Origin of the sequence: Kamptonema formosum PCC 10802, from assembly GCF_000332335.1 — a bacterium.
In the GTDB taxonomy this organism is placed as follows: Bacteria; Cyanobacteriota; Cyanobacteriia; order Cyanobacteriales; family Oscillatoriaceae; genus Oscillatoria.
The window spans coordinates 368980-388684 of sequence record NZ_KB235948.1; the positions used below are offsets into that span (position 1 = coordinate 368980).

Sequence of the window (19705 nt, forward strand, 5' to 3'; positions counted from 1 at the left end):
CCCAGAAACCGGGTTTCTGAGTAAAATTTTAGCCCGAGTAGGACAGTAATTGCTGCCACACAGAGTCAATGCTGCGACATTCCGACAGCACACCGGCATCCAAAGCTCGCAGCCGGCTGACTTCTGTCTCCCGATTAATTTCACGGGACTCCTTTTGCTGGAGCAGATTATCTAACTCAGCCTTTCTGGCCTTAATGTCATCACTCACCCGCTTGGTCACTTCACGCTCGTACACCTCAAAACACTCTTTTACAGTATCGCACACCGGCTGCCACTGCTCCTGCGCCAGCTGGGGCAGATATCTCACAAACTCTTTCTTGGTGGCGCTCAGAAAATCTTTCCGCGCTTCATCCGCCTGAAAAGCGCCAACCCCCAACCCGACGAGCGCCATCCCCAGCGGTCCGAGAAATGTTCCCGTGAAAATCACTAAAAAGCTGCTGATGCCAATCACAGCGAACCAGTTGACCAGGATATTTTTCCAGTCGAAACCGGCACCGGCGAGCGCCACACCGGCAATATTCCCCGTAGCTAATGAGAAAAACCCCATCGCCCAACTCGCCCATCCGGGCGAACTGTCCTCCGTCTCGATATGGGTGCCGGCGGATACTTTTTGCCCGGTCAGCTTTTCCGTCATCGCATCTATCACCTGACTGTAGCTCGCGCCATAGCTCGCCGCACTCCGCGCCAATTCCGCAAAAGCCTCCCTCATCTCCCGCTCCGCAGTTAATTCCCAAGCCGCTATCTTATCATTGATGTACTGATCGAACGCCCGCTTGAAGGCAGCATTAAACTCTTCCCGCCTGCCCTTGCTCAGGAAATCCAGAAAGCCCAAGTCTGGCTGGTAGCGCAAGAAATCTGACTCAAAGGTATTGCCTAAATTCAAAATATATGCCCGAAAGGAATCAGCAATTGCCCTGGCCTTGCGGTCCCGCACGATTCTAATTTCCTCCTGAAATTGATCGCGAATCTCAGCGAGTTTCTCGAACTCAGGTCCAACGGAGCTAATCCGGCGTTTCAATTCATCCACATCCCGTTCCAGCAAAGGGATGCGGCGCTCAATCCCTTCGTGCGTCCGGCTGTAAGTTTGGCGTGCCAGAGTGCGAGCTTGTCGCAATTCCGCCACAGCCCTTTCCTGCGTCAAAAAGGTATTCAGTGCGGCCAAAAACTCTGGAAAGCCGGTTCCCTCAAGAGAATCCTCTGGGTCCTTCACCCGCCGGCGCAGCGCCAGCAGCGACGAAATCTCAAACACCCGCTCCTCATACAGATCGTCCCCATCCACCTGACAGTAGTCAGCCAGGTTACTTTGAAAAACCAGCCGCAGTTTTTCCTCAGCTTCTTTGATCTCCTCCCCATCATCCGGGTCAACCAGTCCTTTTCCGATCTCATCCCAAGCATTAATCAAGAAGAAAACCGTTAACCCCCGACCTTTGATATAATTGTCTAGGTAGCGGCGCTCCTCCAGCGTGCAGGGCTGTGACGCCCTGAACACGAACAGGATAGCCTGACAGCTGTTAATATAATTCAGCGCCAGTTCGTTTCGCGCTTCTGTATCATTTAGCCCCGGACTGTCAACAATTTCCACTCCTTTTTCCAGCACCGGCAGGGGATACTCCACCACGGCATAGCTGACGTCGGGAAAGGCTTGCTTTTTCTGCGCTTCCAGTTGCTTCGCCTCGCTGGGGTCAATCGTGTATCGCTCTTTAAAAGTTTTGAAATCCAGCTTCTCCGGACGCCCGCCGGTTTTAAAGTAAACGGTAACTTTCTTTTCTGTTCCGTAGCGCAGCACCGTCAGCACCGCCGTACAGGGATTCACGTCAGCCGGCAGCAAGTTTTCCCCGATTAAGGCATTGAGAAAAGTGCTTTTGCCCCGCTTCATGTCCCCTAAAACGAGAAGCCGGAACACCCCCTGCCGCAAATTCTTACTCGCAAGAGTGAGGTCTTCTATCTCACTTTCTAAACCCAATTTTCCCGATGCCTTCTCTCCCTCTATTTCAGCCCGATTCAGAGTTTGCGCAATCTCACTCAAATGATTGGCGATTCCCTGCCGCGTTCTGGCCACTCGATCCAAATCGTTCAGGAAGCTGACGGTTTCAACTTTCGCTTTCATGTTTGTTATTTGAGAATCTATTATGTTTGGACAGCAATGAATCTGCCGGTTAGGAACCTGGGGGGTGCGAACGGGTTAGCTATGGAATCCAAAACAGCCAGGTTTTCACCGTAAAACTGCTTTTGGCTTTTGCTCTTATTCGCGTTAATTATTTAAATCTTTTTCTTTTCATCTCCCGCCCGCAAATCCCCTGACTTGCCAAGAGTCTAGCGCTCTTTTCTCTCTGACTCAAAGAAGAGTTTGTATGCGATAAAGCCGAGCCCGCCCACCACAATTACAGCCGTTATCCCCTGAGCCAGCTGAAAAGCAACAACCCCAGCAATAACAAGGGCCATAAACTTCCCCACTTGCGCCAGTCTCTTGTACCACACGGCTAGGGAGCCCTCAAGCTGCTGGTGCTTCTTGGTTTGGTACAGGGGCGGCTCCTGTCGCTCAATTTCCGCCTCTATTTCCCGGAGTCGAATCGCACGCTCTCGCTCTTGTAGCTCTCGTTCCCGTTGCTGAAGATCCCTGTCTGGTTCTTTTGGAGCATTCATCTGTGTTACCCTTTCTAAGACTACAGCGGTGTCTGAAAAGTTTTGCCATAAATATGCAAATAGCTACTCTACTATTTAAACATCTTCTTGCCGCATCTCCTAGGTATTTTCGTTAAAATATTGTGAATAAATATGAACTTTACCGTTTATATTCATGCGTTCTGGCATCCCTGCCGGCGGAATTTAACGCCCCGGCAATTTTTCTCTGGCTGGATTTTAGATAACCTCTCACACCCTTTCCGATGGCATCGTTTGTGTTTCTTCGCGCCACGCAAAGAAGCTGCAATCTATCTCCAGAATTCCCCCGCTCCCTCGCTACAGAGCGACCGAGATCCCCTGCTATCCCAAAACGAAGCAGCCGGACATCCTATCATAGAGGCCGGTTGGCAGCGCTCCCCCGCTCTCATCTGGCCAGCTTAATGAGAATAAACGCGCAGAGAATCGGGCTGTTGCGTGAGGGTTTCCGATTAGCTCTGATTATCAAAAAAAAGCATTACAGGGGCAATCACTTATAAAAGAGGCCAGACGCTCTTGCGCCGGCCCAACCTGCCGGTGCCACCGAAAGCCCGGGTGCGGGAGAGAAATATTTCTGCCAAAGCTCCGAAAGCCGCCACTCTCCCCACACCGCAGCAGCTGAACAGCGCCGGCCCACAGGGAGCCACTGATGGCCAAAACCCCCTCGCCGCAAGCTGGCGAGCGGCGGCGATCCGAGAGACGGGCTCGTTTCAAAGCCCAATCCCTACGCGAGCGCCCTTTCCAGTGTGCTAAGCTGTAGTCTGTGATCTGGATTTAGTTGTGGGATGTTTTCTTCGCTACAGAACTGCGAGAGACTCCTGCCGAAAACCTACTCGTTTCCGGTAAATTCCGGCAAACGGAGGGAAGAGGCAGCAATCAGTCCCAGCAATGGGACTCCGTTGGGGAGAGCCATCATACCTGGGGGTGCACGCCAGCCCGCCGCCCTATCGCCAGCTATTAAGTAAGCCCGTCTGGATGCGACCTTAGGAGCCGCTAAGCGCTCGGCAGTGTAGCTAGTTTAACAAGCGCCCTCAACATTTTCGTGATTCGCAGCGGCTCCTAATAGAGCGGGCACACATTACCCGAGCTATCGGAGGACACTCGTGTCTAGAAGCGTCGCGCGCGATTGATGCCGGCCTCGCGTCACCCCAGACCCATTAAACCCAGGTGGGGCGCGCCGCGCCAGGGGCGTGACAGCCTGATTCCAGATCGAGCCCCACTGAGATTTTTCTAGATTTTTCTAGATTTTTCCGGGTTCAATGTACCTGACCCCCAACACCTGACAGCTGCAACTGAGACAGGCAACCCAATCACCTTTAGTAATTAAGGAGCAAGAATGACCCAAGTGGTTCTAGGCGAAAACGAAGGAATTGAATCGGCTCTGCGTCGCTTCAAACGTCAAGTCTCCCGAGCGGGGATTTTGGCAGATGTTAAAAATCGCCGGCACTTTGAAACCCCGATCGAGAAACGCAAACGCAAAGCCGTTGCCGCCAGACGCAAGAGACGTTTCCGCTAGGAGAGAGTCGCGCGAGCGTCTCTGAAATACCCCAGATTCACTCAAAGCCGCTGGCATCATTTCGGATTTTTTCCGCGCAACACTTGAGCCAGTAGAAGTAGGGTGCGTTCCCTGGGGGGGGCGCACCCTGCAAGCTGAACACTGAAAAACCCGGTTTCTTTGAAGAAACCGGGTTTGTGGCCTGAACTTGTCACCGTAGAGAGCCTGTAACTTTACTGTTATAGCAGCAGTCATATTGCCAACGGACCTCAGTGGCCTAGGGATAAAAGTGTCCTAATAAAAGGCGTAGGACAGGCGTCTCGCCTGTCCTACTGTCCTAACCTAAGTGAATACTGCTATACCGGCTCGCTCAGGCAATCGCCGCCATCTTCACATCGCTATTGGCCAGCAAATCTTGCAGTTCTTCGGAGTCAACCGTTTCCTTCTCAACCAGCATGTCTGCCAGCGTGTCCAGAACGTGACGGTTGCTCACCAGCACTTCCTTAGCGCGGCGGTAAGCTTGCTCCACAAGGGTGCTCACTTCTTCATCAATCACAGAGGCGGTTTCTTCCGAGAAATCCCGCTCCGCCATGATATCCCGGCCCAGGAACATATTGCCTTGCTGGCGGCCCAGGGCCACCGGCCCCAAGCGCTCGCTCATGCCGAACCGCATCACCATCTGGCGGGCCACGCGAGCCACCTGCTGCAAGTCATTCGAGGCACCGGTCGTCACCTCTTCCTCACCGAAGATAATCTCTTCAGCAACCCGACCGCCCAAGGCAACGGCCATCTGATTTTGCAGGTAAGACCGGCTGTACAGACCGGAATCCATCCGGTCTTCGCTAGGCGTGAACCAGGTCAAACCGCCGGCGCGACCGCGAGGGATAATGCTAATCTTCTGCACCGGGTCGTAATCCGGCATCAGCGCGCCCACCAGAGCGTGCCCCGCTTCGTGATACGCCACTAGGGTTTTGCGCTTCTCGCTCATCACCCGGTCTTTCTTCTCCGGACCGGCCAGCACCCGGTCGATGGCGTCGTTCACCTCATCCATCGAGATTTCCGTCAGGTTGCGGCGCGCCGCCAGAATCGCCGCTTCATTCAGCAAGTTTGACAGATCAGCGCCGGTGAACCCGGGAGTGCGGCGAGCGATCTTCTCCAGATCCACATCCTTCGCCAGCGTCTTGCCGCGAGAGTGGACATTGAGAATTTCCAGACGCCCCGCATAGTCCGGGCGATCCACCACCACCTGCCGGTCAAACCGGCCCGGGCGCAGCAGCGCCGCATCCAGCACGTCGGGGCGGTTCGTCGCCGCTATGATAATGATGCCGGTGTTGCCCTCAAAACCGTCCATTTCCGTCAGCAGCTGGTTGAGCGTTTGCTCCCGCTCGTCGTTACCGCCGCCCAAACCGGCACCCCGCTGCCGGCCCACCGCATCAATTTCATCGATGAACACGATGCACGGTGCGTTGGACTTGGCTTGCTCGAACAAGTCGCGGACGCGCGACGCGCCCACACCCACGAACATTTCCACAAATTCCGAACCCGAAATCGAGAAGAAAGGCACGCCCGCCTCACCGGCCACCGCCTTGGCCAGCAGCGTCTTGCCCGTGCCCGGAGGCCCAACCAGCAGCACCCCCTTGGGAATCTTCGCGCCCACAGCTGTGAACCGGTCGGCGTTCTTCAGGAAGTCCACCACCTCACTCAGTTCCAGCTTCGCTTGCTCAATGCCGGCCACATCCCCAAACGTCACTTGCGTGTTCGGCTCCATTTGCACTCTGGCCTTGGACTTGCCAAAGTTCATCGCCTGAGAGCCCGGACCCGCTTGGGCGCGGCGCAGCAAGAAGAACAAGCCCACCAGCAGCAGGATGGGGAAGAACAGACTGCTTAGCGCCTTCAGCCAGAAGCCTTCATCGCTCGTCGGCAGCACTTCAATGTTGACCCTGTTCTCCGTCAGGATATTGATCAGGTCGGGGTCGTTGGGAGGCAGGTTGACCATCACCTTGTTGCCGTCAGAAGCCTGCACCAAAGCTCGCGTCCGGTCAGCGCTAATACTTACTTTCTCTACTTTTTTGCCTTCAACTTCCTGAATAAACTGACTGTATCGCCAGCTCTCCCTGCTCTGGGGCTGTTTTTCAAAAAAAGCGGTAAATAGCGCAATGACAACGATCGCCAGCAGTGCGTACAGTCCCGCATTTCTCCACCGTTTATTCACCGGTACCGATCCTCCTAAAGGGTTTATCTTTTGACGGGGACACTTACTTTCGTCTTTATGTTAAATAATATTAACGTATTTTCAGCTAAATGTCGCAACCCCGCACCAACTCAACCGCAAAAATACCCCAAACTCTCTCCCCGTCTGGGTTTTACAGACAGGTCCCCCGGGCTCAGCTTTCAGGAGGCGACTCCCGCCCCGCCACTGGCCCACCCGATTTGGCAAATTTGCCCGCCCGAACCCTTGACAGAAAACTTATTTTGTGCTATTTTAGCGCGAAACTCTAGCAGTAGGGTGCGTTCCCCTGGGGGGAACGCTACTTGAAGCTGGTGGAAATGTTCCCCTACTGCGGAACCCGCCAAATCTTCACCGTCGAATCCCCACTCCCACTCACCAGCGTCTTGCCATCGGGACTGAAGGCCACCGACTCAACCCACCGCGAATGCCCCGCAACCGTCTCAATCAGCTCGCCGCTGCGAGCGTCCCACAGAGAGATCCTGCCGGCCAAACCGGCACCGGCCACCGTCTCCCCGTCCGGAGAGAACGCCACCGCATACACCGTTCCTGAATGTCCCGACAGAGCAGTCTTGGCGTAGCACCGCTTTGAGGGCGTACAGCCAGATCCCAAGTCCCACAGCTTAATCGTGCTGTCCGCACTCCCCGAAGCCAGCAGCCGCCCATCCGGGCTGAACGCCACCGAATAGACCATCCCCCCATGCCCGGACAGAGTGGCCAGCAGTTCCCCCGTGATCCGGTTCCACAGCTTCACCGTCGTGTCCTCACTGGCAGAAGCGACAATCTGGCCATCCGGACTGAAAGCGACAGAGCGCACCGCACCCGAATGCCCGTACAGAGTGTTCAGCAGCGCCCCGCTGCCGGCATCCCAAAGTTTCACCGTCGTGTCCTCACTGCCGCTGGCGATTGCCAGCCCGTCCGGGCTAATCGCCACAGACGAAACCCCATCTATATTTTTAGGCAGAGTCCGCAGCAGCTCGCCGGTGTTTAAATTCCAAATCTTGACCGTACCGCCATAACTGTTACTCCCGCTCACCAGCATCCGGCCATCCGGGCTAATCGCCACAGACGAAACCAGCTCTTCCGCCTTGGAATCCTGGTGCAGGGTGCGGATCGCTTGGCCGGTGCCCAGATCCCAAATCTTGACCGTGGCGTCAAAACTGCCCGAAACCAGCGTCTGGCCATCCGGGCTGATGGCCACAGAGCGCACGTCCAGGGAGTGCCCCGTCAGCGTAGTTGCCAGCGCTATCTTTTCCAGCGAGCTGCCTTTGCTCCGCGCGGGAATCCGTTCCCGGCTGTAGGCTGCAATCACCCCAGGAGAGGGCTTTTCTCCCTCACCGGCACCAAATGGCCCGCTCTCAGGTGCCACCGGCACCGGCATTGAGTGGGCCCCGTACTCGTCCAGCGCCCCCGTGCGAGAGGTCAAATACCCGTAAAACAGAGCTTGTCCGAATACCAAACCGCCGGCCAGTACCAGCGCACCGCCGGCCAGCCATTTTTCGCTCAGCTTCGGCAGCCGGTCAAACCCCAACCAGCCCCCTGTCTTCCCGACGGGCCCCACGCTGGCCCTCAAGTCAATTTCTGCCAGCTGTTGCAGCATCACCTCCGTGTTCGGCGGTCTTGACCCTGGCTTGCGGGCCATCAAGCCATCAATAAAATCTGCCAGAGGCTTGCTCACCTGCGGCGCTGCGACGCGCCAGTTCAGCTCATCCGTCGCCGCATCATAAAAATCCAGGGGGTACTTGCCGGTCAGCAAATGCACGAAGGTGCGCCCCAAAGCGAAGAAATCCGATTGCGGCACCGGATAGCCACTGTCTTGTTCCGGCGGGGTGTAGCCTTTGGACGCGATCACCGTGCCTTTTTGCCCCACCCCCATTTTTGCCAAATAGGTGCCGGTCACTTCCCTCGCGCTGCCAAAGTCAATCAGCACCAGCTGACCGTTTGACCTCAGCATGATATTCGCCGGCTTGATATCGCGGTGGAAATACTGCTGCTGGTGGACTCTGTGCAAAATCTCCGCCAGCTGGCGCAACCACTCCAGGGCTCCCTCAGAGGAGATCGGTTTGTTGCTGCGAGTGTACAGCCACTCTTCCAAGTTTGGGCCATCAATTTTCTCCATCACCAAGCAGTGCAGCGGCGGTGCTTCCGGTTTTGGCGAAAAGGTAAAGTATCCGTCAGGCTCCACTCTGGGAATTCCTGAGTGGCGGAGCAGGCTCAACACCTCGGCTTCTTTTTGAAACAGCGCCACCGCTTTCGGCTCGCTCAGCAGCAGCACCTTGAGCACTTTCTGCTGGCCACAGTCCTCGACTACATAAGTTTTGGCAAACCCGCCCTCTCCGAGCAAACGAATCACCCGATACCGCCCTTGCAGCACCAGCTGTGCGCCGCAGTGCCGGCAAATGCGATTCGTTGCGTGTAACGGGTCAGCTTGTTTCGGGCAGTTCGGATTAATGCAGTAGCTCATTGCTGGCTGCGGGATAAATATATCCTCAATATAAGATGAGCGGACCAGGGCGGCAGGTGGCGAGCTTGTCTTTTTGCTTGTCTTTTTGGCACAGTGGCAGATTCCCCAATCCAGACGGCATGTTCTAGCACTGCCAATTTCTAGCCGGCATTCCCATTAAGTCATTAATTCTTTCACCGGCTGCCGGTGGCATCGGGAGGTTGGCAGTGCTGCTAATCTCACCGCCTTGCAGTTTATAAGATATACATGACAAAAAGTCAACAGTACAGTCCCTACTTTTCGGGTGAGGTCGTTTATTCCTATTTTAGATGCCATTTGACTTTCTGCCCATCGCCAGCAGCGGCAATCGCACAGAGCAATCTCGCAAAGCCGGTTGGCTTGCCCCCACTGTCCCGCTGCCAGCAGGCAAGTCACGCCCCCATCCACAGCCAGTCTCCAAGGCCACAGTGGGGCGCAACCGGCACCAGATGCCGGTTTCCCGCCTCTGGCGACAGCACCCACCGTGATTAAATCACCGGCAAGCCTATTAACTCGCTCCCATCGAGCCGGTGCCGGCTTCTCTTTATTTAGAAAGGCCAATCAACCGGATTTTTCTCGCCGGCATCAACCCGTCGCCTTCTCCTTAATATTAACTCAATTTGCTCCTTACAAGTCAGTCAGGTGAGATCCCCCCCTAGCCCCCCTTAAAAAAGGGGGTAACATGGAACCCACCCTACTGGGAACTCCCTCGTCTTCCCTAGGTCATATTATTTTTGCACAACTCACTTCCAACGCCCTCTAAGAGGCTAATTTAAATTTTTGTTAAGCCCCCTTGACGAAAAGCAGATGGGCTGTCAGAATAAGAACAATAGTTTGCCTTCTTGCATCAGTCCATGAATAACCCTTTTGACGACACATCCCAGAGTGGCAGTCATTCGCCGGTGGATGATTTGATGCAGTCCCTAAGTCTGGACTCGCACCGGCAGAGCAACCCTCAGCCCTCTGAGGATCTGGATTCATCTCACTTGAGTTTAAATTTAGGACAGTCTCACTTTTCTCTAGATTTACACCCAGCCGGTGCCCCAGAGGGGAGTGAGGCTTACGGGCATTCATTGACGCCTCTGTCAGGTGCTTTGGATAGCGGCTCTGGAGAGGGTTTGGACGAGATAAAGCCAGAATTGACTGATAGTGTGGCCCCCGAAATACCGGCGTCGTCTAGTGCTATATTGAATAGTGACGGTGTTCAGACTGAGTGGCATTCTTCTGGCCATTCCTCCGAGCAGACTGCCTTGCTCTCCCAGGTAGAAGCTACTCCGAATGTGCTCCATTATACTGATTCAGGGGCGATTACTCCCGAGGATAAAAATTCGGTAGAGTTCATTGGCAATAGCGTTTGGTGGCATGGTTATGGTTGGGGTCAGGCGGGGACTGTGGAGGGACATAAATTTTATCGCGGCGGCGACTATATCGGACGTTTGGGGGCGGATATGAATGTTTATGATGCCGGTGGACATAAGATAGGTTATGTGACCCCTTCTGGATGCGCTTATTCTACCGATGGCCAGCTTTTTGCTACAGGGATCACAGCACGTTGGGCGGCGGCTACATTGGTCTTTAATACTTGCACGCAAAGTTAATGGGGCAGTCCAGAAACTAGGTTTCTTGAATCAACCGGGTTGCTGAGTATTCGTCAGCCCAAAGGGCGTCTATAATTTAGCGTCAGGAGATAGCAGAATGGTCTGGGACTTAGCTAGCAGTTTATTAATGGGCCTAACACCGTTACTTCAAGCGTTTTTCTCGCCCCAGACAGTGATGGCGATGACGCAAAGGTATATGCAAGCAAGGGGGCAAGAATTTCAAGCCTCCTTGGAAGAGGTGCGGCACAAATTTAACCGAGAAATCGAGGAATACCGGCAGTTTTGCGAAAATGCGCGGCTGCAAAACCGGCAAGATTTTGATCGAGAGCAGCTAGCCAGACGCTTGCAACACGAGCAAAGGCTGGAAGAATACCGCCGGGAAACTCAACTGATTTTATCTCGCGCCCAATTGCTGACGGCGATAGAACTCGCCGATAATAAAGAAATCCGAGACAGTTTTCCGCTCAAAACCCCCGCACGGGTGATTCTAGACGCTTACAAGGGCTATCAGGAAAGTTTCATCTGCCTCCCTTTCCTCGTGATAATTTCACCCCCAGCGTTGGAGTTTGAAAAATTCCCCAACGCGGCGCAGGGGTTCAGTCGCATTGAAGCACGCTTGACGGATCGGGTGCAGGAATTTTGCAAGCATTACCCCCTCACCAGTCAAGAAAGGCCGGTAAGATATCAAGGGGCGGATTGGGAAAGCAAGTCCTCTCACGGCAAGAGTGCGGTAGATATCCTGCATCACGTCCTCAAATCCGTCCCTACTTTGGTTTTAGAGTCTAAGCTAGATGGGGATTTGCTGCGGATTTACCTGGCCGGTTGGGACATGCTGGAAAAAGTCCCGCACTACGAAAAGGTGCTGACGGTTCCTTGGAAAGAGGTTTTGTATCCCATCGCCCGCCAATACGCCCAAAAGTGGCGAGAGTACCGGATGATCCTGTTAGACAAAGGCAAAAGTCTAGAGGAGATTAAGCGGCGGGGTGGCGATGACGAACTGAATCTGTTAATATTAGAAGAGGAAGAAGAAGACCGGGAGTTTGGCTTCACCGGCGACCGGGATTACAAGTACAATGTTAGGGAAGACAAGTACATTCAAGAATTGGCCCATTTTTTAGGGATTTGCCACTGCATTTTAGTGGGTCTGATGGCCGATCGCTACCATTTCTCTCATTCCGATGCGCCTCCGAAGTTGCCAGAACTGCTGCCGGGGTTGCTAGAAAGAGTGCCGGTCGAGAGTTTGAAGAAAATGCTGGTGCGAGAGATTGTTTCCAGCTATCAAAGTCTCTATCAGCTGGCGGAAAGCGCTCGCCCGAATGCCATTCCCTATTTATTTTTGGATTTGGCGCTGAGTTTGAGTGGTTTGCCAGATAAGTCTTGGGCCATGTCTCAGGTTGATTCTTCTATGAAATCTCGGTTGCAACTACAAGGCAACAAACAACTTGACAACCTGAGCAGTAGTGAATTAATCCAATCCTTGATTAGTAGGGGAGATGAGCAATACTTAGATCGGCTAGCCAGCAGTCTGGCTAAGATGAATGCTAAGGGGGTTAGTCAAACGAATTTTTTGTCGAGTATCTTGCTTGAATCGAAAATTCAAGGTAGAATCAAAAGAGATAAGAAAGGAGATACTTTTGTTTCTAAGAGTTACGGCGATCGAGATTTCCGGGTAGTGATTGCAATTGACTTTGGCCCCTCGCGTTCCGGGTACGCCTTGGCATGGAAAGGCGATACTAGGGTAATAGGGAGAACCCGATGGCCTGGTCAAAAGGTAAAATATCCAAAAACTCCCACCCATCTCTTATATTCTCCTGATGGCACATTAGAGGAATGGGGTGCTAAAGTTGTCAAAAGGCTAGCTCAACTTCTAGCGAAGGATCAAGCCAAGGATTACAGCTTTTTTTTCAACTTCAAGATGGAATTGTATGAAGGAAAAACTGGAACTGATGAAAGCCCTTACCTGGAACGAAATGGCCAAAAATTTTGGTTAGTTAATTTAATTGCGGATTACTTGAGAGAAATCAAAGAGCTCGCCTTGGAAGAAATGAAGGAACAAACCAATGGAACTTTGAAACTCTCTGAAATTCGATGGGTTTTGACCGTCCCGGCAATTTGGAAAGATGGGGATAAAATGTTGATGCGAAAAGCAGCTATAAAAGCTGGATTAATTGGCGAAGGGAGAGATGAAGGGGAGCGCCTGTATCTGGCTTTAGAGCCAGAGGCTGCTGCTATTTACTGCCAAGAAAAACTCAATAATCAAGAGTTTCTGAACCAACCAGGAACTCATTTTATGGTAGTTGATTGTGGGGGCGGGACAGTTGATATTACTGTGCATGATGTAATAATTAAAGAAGGGCAAAAGGGACTAAAAGAGGTGATAGCAGGCAGTGGGGGCGCTCATGGCTCTACTTATGTAGATAAGAGTTTTCTGCAGTATCTGTCTTCTCCAGAAATGCTAACGGCTGCCGTCATTAACGATTTCCACAACAAGTACCCTCAAGCCTATGTGCAATTAATGGAAGAATGGGAAAAAGCTAAGTGTGGTTTTGAGCCTGACGAAGAGGAGGTGCTGATTGAAATGCCAGCGCAACTTCACGAGTTGCTAAAAAGTAAATATCCAGCTATCCTAAAAAAGCTAGCTGCTAAACAATCGGGAGATGAGTACAATATTTGGCTGTCAGGGGATGTAATGAAAAATCAAATCTTTGCCCCGACACTAGATAAGCTAGTAGCCAAAGTAGAAGAAATATTACAGGCTTTACCCAGCCGGCCAAATCAAAAGAAATGTGACGTCATGCTTCTTGTAGGTGGCTTTTCAGAGTCTCCCCTTTTGCGCGAGCGAATTAAGAAGCGATTTGCAGCAGAAGTTGAGAATGGTAATATCCTTATCCCTCCAGTACCTAGTGCTGCAATTCTAGAAGGATCTGTTTGTTTTGGCCTTAGAGCCGGGTTCTAAATAATTGTTAAGGACGCCTGGGGGTGAGAAACTGGGCTTCTTTTGCTGGGTCAAGTGATAGGTAATGCCCTACAGCCAAAGAAACCCGGTTTCTGGCTGCTTCACTTTTCTTTAGAGACACTCTCTTACGCATCCCAACCGAGATATTAGACTAGAAACCGGGTTTCTGCGATAATCTTTGCATCTCAACCGAGATGTGGTTAAGAAACCCGGTTTCTCACCCCCCACGCGAACGCAGCTAGGTGCCAGTTTAATTTTTGTAACACCCCCTTGACAAAGAACAGGCGGGCTGCCTGAAGAAAACAATATTTCGCCATCGAGCCTCCTTTTCTCGTTCCCAGGCAGAGCCTCTTTTTCTCGTTCCCAGCCTCAAACTGGGAACGAGAGAAACTACTTTCCTGTGGGGCTAAAGCCCAACTACAAACCTCTGGGGCTAAAGCCCAACTACAAACGGGTGGGGCTAAAGCCCAACTACTTTCCTGTGGGGCTAAAGCCCAACTACTTTCCTCTGGGGCTAAAGCCCAACTACTTTCCTCTGGGGCTAAAGCCCAACTACTTTCCTCTGGGGCTAAAGCCCAACTACTTTCCTCTGGGGCTAAAGCCCAACTACAAACGGCGCACCGGCATCCTCTCGGGCAGTCTCCTCGCAAAAATGCTTTTCTATCAGTGCTGGCACTTCTGAAGGGTGACACCGGCTGTAGCGAGTTTTATCCGGCATCACCACAACATTTGGCCCCATTTTACACTGCTTGATGCAGCCGGTGCCTTTAACTGTCACTCTGTCTTCCAGTCCCCTCTCGCGCAAACTCGCCTCTATCGCTTGGCAGACTTGTCTCGCGCCGCGCTGGCAGCAATCAGATTTTTGACAGACAAGAATAGTAGCTTTGGGTGGGGCAGCCGGTGCCGGTGTGGCAGAAACTTTCAGTGGGGCGTGCGTCACTGCAGCAGCAGTCCGTTCCAAGACATACGCTTTCTGTTTTCTCTCGCCAGTTTTCCGGTCTAGCTTTGTAACACCTGCAACCCGCACCCAGTCCCCCGGCATCAAAGACCCGTCCAAACTAACCCGCAACGGTTTTGCCATTTTAATGCAAATTTCCCCCCCTGCAGTCGCCAGTCGCAGGTACTTCAGCTTGTACCCATCTTCAAACACAAAACCGAGGAAACGCCCTTGCAGGTTAAAGTCTGAGATTTGCTTGTCAGAGTGACTCATTTTGGATTTTAGATTTTAGATTTTAGATTTTGAATTTTTGACTTTGAATGCCCGGATGCAAGGATGCCCGCATTTTGGATTGGACATTGGCTTTCCCCCAACCCCCAATCCCCAATCCCCTAATCCCCTAATCCCGGCCCAAATCCTGCAACTGCCTGAACACCACAGATGAGATCTATTCCCACTAAGGTTCCCTGGCGACTCCCTCCCCCTTTCCACAAAACTCCTGGGGGTGAGCCTCTATTCCCAGCATACAGCAAGTGCAAAATATTCTCAGTTGTTTGGGAAAAAAATTTTCACTCGGGAGATTTGATCTCAGGAAGGCCCGGACTGTTGACACTAATACCGGCGGCCAGCTTCAGCTTGTCTGGCCTTTGTTGTGCAGCTTCACCCCAGAACCGGATGTGCACCTGCCGGCAAATGCTGGAATACGACCTGCCAGCGGAGCCGTCCATCAGGATAAGTCGCTCCGCGCTCGTGTTCCATAAATCTGGCGGCTGCCAGATTTGTGCTATATTAAATTGCATAATATTGAAATAGATTTTAAGGCAGTTGCCGGTTTGGTCGTAATCTTTCCCCGGCTGCTGTGCGGGATTTTACAGGGGGGAGTGAGCTGGCCTAAGCCGTCCCTTGCAAGAGGCACCGGCAGCGCTGTCTCGCACAATACCCTCCCACAAACGAGGGGGATTTATGCCTTGCCGGTGGGGATGAATGCGCTACGGCGTGCAAAATAAACGTTGCTCCTCATGTTGTTAGGCGTTTGAGGAGCGGTGGTCTGGATTTTTTTGTGGACAGGCGGGACGCCTGTCCTACGCCTTATATTACCCTTCCAGCCACCCTTACGGGAAGCCTGCGTGCACTGTGGGGAACGCTGCTCGCTTAGGCTCTGCTTCCTTTCGACCACAAGCAGATTAAAAGCTTAACAGCAGAAACGCTCACAAATCTTAGAAAAAAGCTTAAGTACGGGGCATCTAGCTGGGAACAAGCCTAAAATAATTTGGATTCAGGGATAGGCCCCATCCAAAAGCGAAAATCAACCATCTAAAATCTCTATGCCTCGTCGCTCAGACCTACATAAAATTCTTGTGATTGGCTCAGGGCCAATTATAATTGGACAGTCTTGTGAGTTCGACTATTCGGGATCGCAAGCCTGTAAAGCCCTGCGAGAGGAGGGCTTTGAGGTGGTGTTGGTGAATTCCAATCCAGCCACCATCATGACCGACCCCGAAATGGCCGACCGCACCTACATAGAGCCCCTAACGCCGGAAATCCTAGAAAAAATTATCGCCAAAGAACGCCCGCAGGCCATCTTGCCCACGATGGGCGGGCAAACCGGCCTGAACCTGGCAGTTGCCGTGGCCAAAAATGGCGTCTTGGAGAAGTACGGCGTAGAGTTAATCGGCGCTAAGCTGCCGGCAATTGAGATGGCGGAAGACCGGCTGCTGTTCAAAGAAGCAATGGCGCGGATTGGGGTGCCCACCTGTCCGTCGGGAATCGCCAGCAACCTCGACGAAGCGAAAGCCGTCGCTCACCAAATTGGCCTCTACCCCCTGATTATCCGACCGGCATTCACCCTCGGAGGCAGCGGCGGGGGCATTGCCTACAACCAAGAAGAGTTTGAAGAAATGGCCCAAGGGGGCATTGACGCCTCGCCGGTGTCCCAAATCCTGATCGAGCAGTCGCTTCTGGGCTGGAAAGAATACGAGCTGGAAGTGATGCGGGATCTGGCAGATAATGTCGTGATTATCTGCTCGATCGAGAACTTCGACCCGATGGGCGTCCACACCGGCGACTCGATCACCGTCGCGCCGGCGCAAACCCTCACCGACAAAGAATACCAGCGGCTGCGCGACGCCTCAATTAAGATTATCCGCGAGATTGGCGTAGAAACCGGCGGGTCAAATATTCAATTTGCCGTCAATCCGGTCAACAGCGACTTTATTGTCATTGAAATGAACCCCCGCGTCAGCCGGTCATCCGCCTTGGCGTCGAAAGCCACCGGCTTCCCGATCGCCAAAATGGCCGCCAAGCTGGCTGTGGGCTACAGCCTCGACGAAATTCCCAACGACATCACTAAGAAAACACCGGCCAGCTTTGAGCCCACCATCGACTATGTGGTCACCAAAGTCCCCCGGTTTGCCTTTGAGAAGTTTCCCGGAAGCCACCCCATACTCACCACCCAGATGAAGTCCGTGGGCGAAGCGATGGCCATTGGGCGCACCTTCCAGGAGTCCCTGCAAAAGGCGCTGCGCTCTCTGGAAACGGGGCGTGCCGGTTGGGGTTGCGACCGGCAAGAAGTCCTGCCCAGTCTGGAGCATATTCGCGCCGGCTTGCGCACCCCCAATCCAGAGCGCATCTTCACCATCCGCCACGCCATGATGATGGGCATGAGCGTCGAGGAAATCTACGAACTCACCGGCATTGACCCGTGGTTCCTCGACAAAATGGCTGATTTGCTGCAAACTGAGAAATTCCTCAAGCGCACTTCGCTGCAAGCCTTGACAAAAGAGGAGATGTATGCTATAAAGCGGCAGGGTTTCAGCGACCGGCAGATTGCTTTCGCCACCAAGACGACAGAAGATGAGGTGCGGGTTTGCAGGCAGAGTTTGGGAGTCAAGCCGGTGTACAAACTGGTGGACACCTGCGCCGCTGAGTTTGAGGCGGTGACGCCGTACTACTACTCTACCTACGAGGACGAGTCAGAAGTGCGGCAGTCCGAGAAACGGAAAGTGATGATTCTCGGCGGCGGGCCGAACCGGATTGGCCAAGGGATAGAGTTCGACTTCTGCTGCTGTCACGCCTCTTTCGCGCTGCGAGCTCAGGGGTTTGAGACAATCATGGTCAACTCTAACCCAGAGACGGTTTCCACAGACTATGACACCAGCGACCGGCTGTATTTTGAGCCGCTGACCAAAGAAGATGTGCTCAATATTATAGAAGCGGAAAATCCAGAGGGGATCATCATCCAGTTTGGCGGGCAGACGCCTTTGAAGCTGGCGGTGCCGTTGCAGAAGGCGCTGGAATCGGGTCTGGTTGCTAATGTGGGAACGAAAATCTGGGGGACTTCTCCCGACTCGATTGATATCGCTGAGAACCGGGAGCGGTTTGAGAAGATTCTGAGGCAGCTGGATATTAAGCAGCCGGCGAATGGCATAGCTCGTCACTACGAGGACGCGCTGGTGGTGGCCAAGCGAATTGGCTATCCGGTTGTGGTGCGCCCCAGCTATGTGTTGGGGGGACGGGCGATGGAAATTGTCTACTCTGACGCCGAGTTGGAGCGCTACATGACTTTCGCGGTGCAGGTGGAGCCGGATCACCCGATTTTGATTGACAAGTTTTTGGAGAATGCTATCGAGGTGGATGTGGATGCGCTGGCAGATCCGACCGGTCGGGTGGCGATCGGCGGGATTATGGAGCACATCGAAGAGGCGGGGATTCACTCTGGGGACTCGGCTTGCTCTATTCCTTATATCACTCTGTCGCAGTCTGTGCTCGATACCATCCGCAGCTGGACGGCGCAGCTGGCCAAGGAGCTGAAAGTGGTGGGGCTGATGAATATCCAGTATGCCGTTCAGGGCGAGCAGGTGTATATTCTGGAGGCCAACCCCCGCGCTTCTCGCACGGTGCCGTTTGTTTCTAAGGCGATTGGCGTACCTTTGGCCAAGTTGGCGTCTCGGGTGATGGCGGGGGAAACTCTGGAGTCTTTAGGGTTCACCCAGGAAGTGATTCCGCAGCACATTTCGGTGAAGGAAGCGGTACTTCCGTTTGATAAGTTTCCTGGTGCGGATACGCTTCTAGGGCCGGAAATGCGCTCTACGGGTGAGGTTATGGGGATTGACAGCGCGTTTGGAACAGCGTTTTCTAAGGCGGAACTGGCGGCGGGGGTGCGCTTGGCCAAAGGCGGCACGGTGTTTGTGTCGATGAACCACCGCGACAAAGTGGCGGTTGTGCCGGTGGTGAGAGAGTTGGTGGATTTGGGCTTTAAGATTGTGGCCACTGACGGCACCCGCCACGTTTTGCAGGAGCACGGCATTGAAGATGTGGAGCTGGTGCTGAAAGTCCATGAGGGCCGGCCTCATGTGATTGACTGGATTAAGAATGAGCGGATTCAGTTTATTATTAACACTCCTTCGGGTGAGGACTCGCAGACGGACGCCCGCCGCATCCGCCGCACGGCGCTGGATTACAAGTTGCCGATTATTACGACGATTGCCGGTGCTCGGGCCACTGCTGCCGCCCTGCGAGCTATGAACTCCCAACCCCTGGAGGTGAAAGCCCTGCAGGACTATTTCCATTAAGTTGGGCACTGGGGATGGGGCATGGGGCATAGGGCATGGCGCATTGGCAATTTCCCCGGCTCCCCCGCTCCCGTTACTCCCCTGCCCCCCCGCCCCCCGCTCCCTGGCCCCCCTGCTCCCGCAGCAGGGGGGTTTTTTATGGCAAAGATTAAGAAAACTAAATGCCACGGGGTTGGGGGAGTGTTCGGTAATCCGCAAACAGATGGCTGGGGTTTTGTTTTCCAGGATGCAGTCTTCAAGTTGATTTCCCCGTAAAGTGGTGTTTTGAGGCTTGTTTAGAAGGCCACCGGCAGGATCGGTTTTCCGATCCGGGGGGGTAGACAGTCGTTAAAAGAATGTTACAATCGTTTACATACCAAGCAGGCGAGACCTTAACAAAATTTATGACAACCGAAATAATCCTAGTGACGGCAGTGGGTTTGGCGATTGGGCTGGTGTCGAAGGCCCTGGAGGCCAGCGAGGCGGAATCGCAACCAGAAGCGGTGCCGGTGCCGGTGAGAGTCCGAGACCGGTAATCGCAGGTCGGGAGGCGACTGTTTGTAGTTGGGCTAAAGCCCAAAGGTTTGTAGTTGGGCTGATGCCCAAAGGTTTGTAGGGGCGGGTTTATCCAAAATGTCTCTGGGAAGTTCAGATGCTGGTAAACCCGCCCCTACTTTAGCCCAACAGCGCCGGCAGTCGTGGCCCGATACTGTGCCCGCCCTGCGTGAAGAGTCGCACTCGCAAAGAAAACCAAGCTGGCAATGCCAGCAAGATTTCTCCAACCCTGTCGCTATCCCTATCC

General features: G+C 53.4%; 13 protein-coding genes. 6 read left to right on the plus strand and 7 right to left on the minus strand.

What is annotated here, in order from left to right:
- Window positions 1–28 precede the first annotated feature (28 nt).
- Together OSC10802_RS0101605 and OSC10802_RS0101610 are read right to left on the minus strand one after the other, a co-directional pair.
- Window positions 29–2107 carry a dynamin family protein gene (locus OSC10802_RS0101605; RefSeq protein WP_017715037.1) on the minus strand — a complete coding sequence of 693 codons (2079 nt, stop codon included), beginning with the start codon at window positions 2105–2107 and terminating at the stop codon, window positions 29–31.
- 206 nt (window positions 2108–2313) lie between these two features.
- Complete coding sequence (locus tag OSC10802_RS0101610) at window positions 2314–2643, minus strand: hypothetical protein (RefSeq protein ID WP_017715038.1); 330 nt, start codon at window positions 2641–2643, stop codon at window positions 2314–2316.
- A 531-nt stretch (window positions 2644–3174) separates the two neighbouring features.
- Between OSC10802_RS0101610 and OSC10802_RS0101615 the strand changes: the two genes are divergently transcribed.
- Both OSC10802_RS0101615 and rpsU read left to right on the plus strand, forming a co-directional pair.
- Complete coding sequence (locus tag OSC10802_RS0101615) at window positions 3175–3411, plus strand: hypothetical protein (protein WP_017715039.1); 237 nt, start codon at window positions 3175–3177, stop codon at window positions 3409–3411.
- 583 nt (window positions 3412–3994) lie between these two features.
- Window positions 3995–4174: a 30S ribosomal protein S21 gene (gene rpsU / locus OSC10802_RS45665; protein ID WP_071593257.1), complete on the plus strand. Its 180-nt coding sequence runs from the start codon at window positions 3995–3997 to the stop codon at window positions 4172–4174.
- A gap of 349 nt (window positions 4175–4523) precedes the next feature.
- Here the strand turns inward: rpsU and ftsH3 are convergent, their stop codons facing one another.
- The 3 genes from ftsH3 to OSC10802_RS48575 all read right to left on the minus strand — a co-directional run bounded on the left by ftsH3 (window position 4524) and on the right by OSC10802_RS48575 (window position 9423).
- Window positions 4524–6365 (minus strand): ATP-dependent zinc metalloprotease FtsH3, encoded by a 1842-nt coding sequence (gene ftsH3 / locus OSC10802_RS0101625; RefSeq protein ID WP_017715041.1) that lies wholly within the window; start codon window positions 6363–6365, stop codon window positions 4524–4526.
- A 343-nt stretch (window positions 6366–6708) separates the two neighbouring features.
- Window positions 6709–8844, minus strand: a complete 2136-nt coding sequence (locus tag OSC10802_RS0101630) for a serine/threonine-protein kinase (RefSeq protein WP_017715042.1) — start codon at window positions 8842–8844, stop codon at window positions 6709–6711.
- A 156-nt stretch (window positions 8845–9000) separates the two neighbouring features.
- Window positions 9001–9423 (minus strand): hypothetical protein, encoded by a 423-nt coding sequence (locus tag OSC10802_RS48575; RefSeq protein WP_155967299.1) that lies wholly within the window; start codon window positions 9421–9423, stop codon window positions 9001–9003.
- A 293-nt stretch (window positions 9424–9716) separates the two neighbouring features.
- Between OSC10802_RS48575 and OSC10802_RS0101640 the strand changes: the two genes are divergently transcribed.
- A complete protein-coding gene (locus tag OSC10802_RS0101640) occupies window positions 9717–10460 on the plus strand; it encodes a hypothetical protein (protein WP_017715044.1) in 744 nt (247 codons plus the stop codon).
- Window positions 10461–10557: 97 nt separating this feature from the next.
- On the plus strand, window positions 10558–13416 hold the full coding sequence (locus OSC10802_RS43820; protein WP_155967301.1) for an Hsp70 family protein: 2859 nt from the start codon (window positions 10558–10560) through the stop codon (window positions 13414–13416).
- 595 nt (window positions 13417–14011) lie between these two features.
- Here OSC10802_RS43820 and OSC10802_RS0101650 read toward each other — a convergent pair.
- Both OSC10802_RS0101650 and OSC10802_RS0101655 read right to left on the minus strand, forming a co-directional pair.
- Window positions 14012–14626 (minus strand): (2Fe-2S) ferredoxin domain-containing protein, encoded by a 615-nt coding sequence (locus OSC10802_RS0101650; protein ID WP_017715046.1) that lies wholly within the window; start codon window positions 14624–14626, stop codon window positions 14012–14014.
- A gap of 296 nt (window positions 14627–14922) precedes the next feature.
- Complete coding sequence (locus OSC10802_RS0101655; RefSeq protein WP_017715047.1) at window positions 14923–15153, minus strand: hypothetical protein; 231 nt, start codon at window positions 15151–15153, stop codon at window positions 14923–14925.
- Between the two features lie 525 nt (window positions 15154–15678).
- Between OSC10802_RS0101655 and carB the strand changes: the two genes are divergently transcribed.
- On the plus strand, window positions 15679–18924 hold the full coding sequence (gene carB / locus OSC10802_RS0101660; RefSeq protein ID WP_026098075.1) for a carbamoyl-phosphate synthase large subunit: 3246 nt from the start codon (window positions 15679–15681) through the stop codon (window positions 18922–18924).
- Window positions 18925–19307: 383 nt separating this feature from the next.
- Window positions 19308–19439, plus strand: a complete 132-nt coding sequence (locus tag OSC10802_RS55380) for a hypothetical protein (protein ID WP_017715050.1) — start codon at window positions 19308–19310, stop codon at window positions 19437–19439.
- Window positions 19440–19705 lie beyond the last annotated feature (266 nt).

Coding starts and splice junctions, on each gene's coding strand:
- OSC10802_RS0101605 (WP_017715037.1), bottom strand. CDS start 2,107: ATGAAAGCGAAAGTTGAAACCGTCAGCTTCCTGAACGATTTGGATCGA.
- OSC10802_RS0101610 (WP_017715038.1), bottom strand. CDS start 2,643: ATGAATGCTCCAAAAGAACCAGACAGGGATCTTCAGCAACGGGAACGA.
- rpsU (WP_071593257.1), top strand. CDS start 3,995: ATGACCCAAGTGGTTCTAGGCGAAAACGAAGGAATTGAATCGGCTCTG.
- OSC10802_RS0101630 (WP_017715042.1), bottom strand. CDS start 8,844: ATGAGCTACTGCATTAATCCGAACTGCCCGAAACAAGCTGACCCGTTA.
- OSC10802_RS0101640 (WP_017715044.1), top strand. CDS start 9,717: ATGAATAACCCTTTTGACGACACATCCCAGAGTGGCAGTCATTCGCCG.
- OSC10802_RS43820 (WP_155967301.1), top strand. CDS start 10,558: ATGGTCTGGGACTTAGCTAGCAGTTTATTAATGGGCCTAACACCGTTA.
- OSC10802_RS0101650 (WP_017715046.1), bottom strand. CDS start 14,626: ATGAGTCACTCTGACAAGCAAATCTCAGACTTTAACCTGCAAGGGCGT.
- OSC10802_RS0101655 (WP_017715047.1), bottom strand. CDS start 15,153: ATGCAATTTAATATAGCACAAATCTGGCAGCCGCCAGATTTATGGAAC.
- carB (WP_026098075.1), top strand. CDS start 15,679: ATGCCTCGTCGCTCAGACCTACATAAAATTCTTGTGATTGGCTCAGGG.
- OSC10802_RS55380 (WP_017715050.1), top strand. CDS start 19,308: ATGACAACCGAAATAATCCTAGTGACGGCAGTGGGTTTGGCGATTGGG.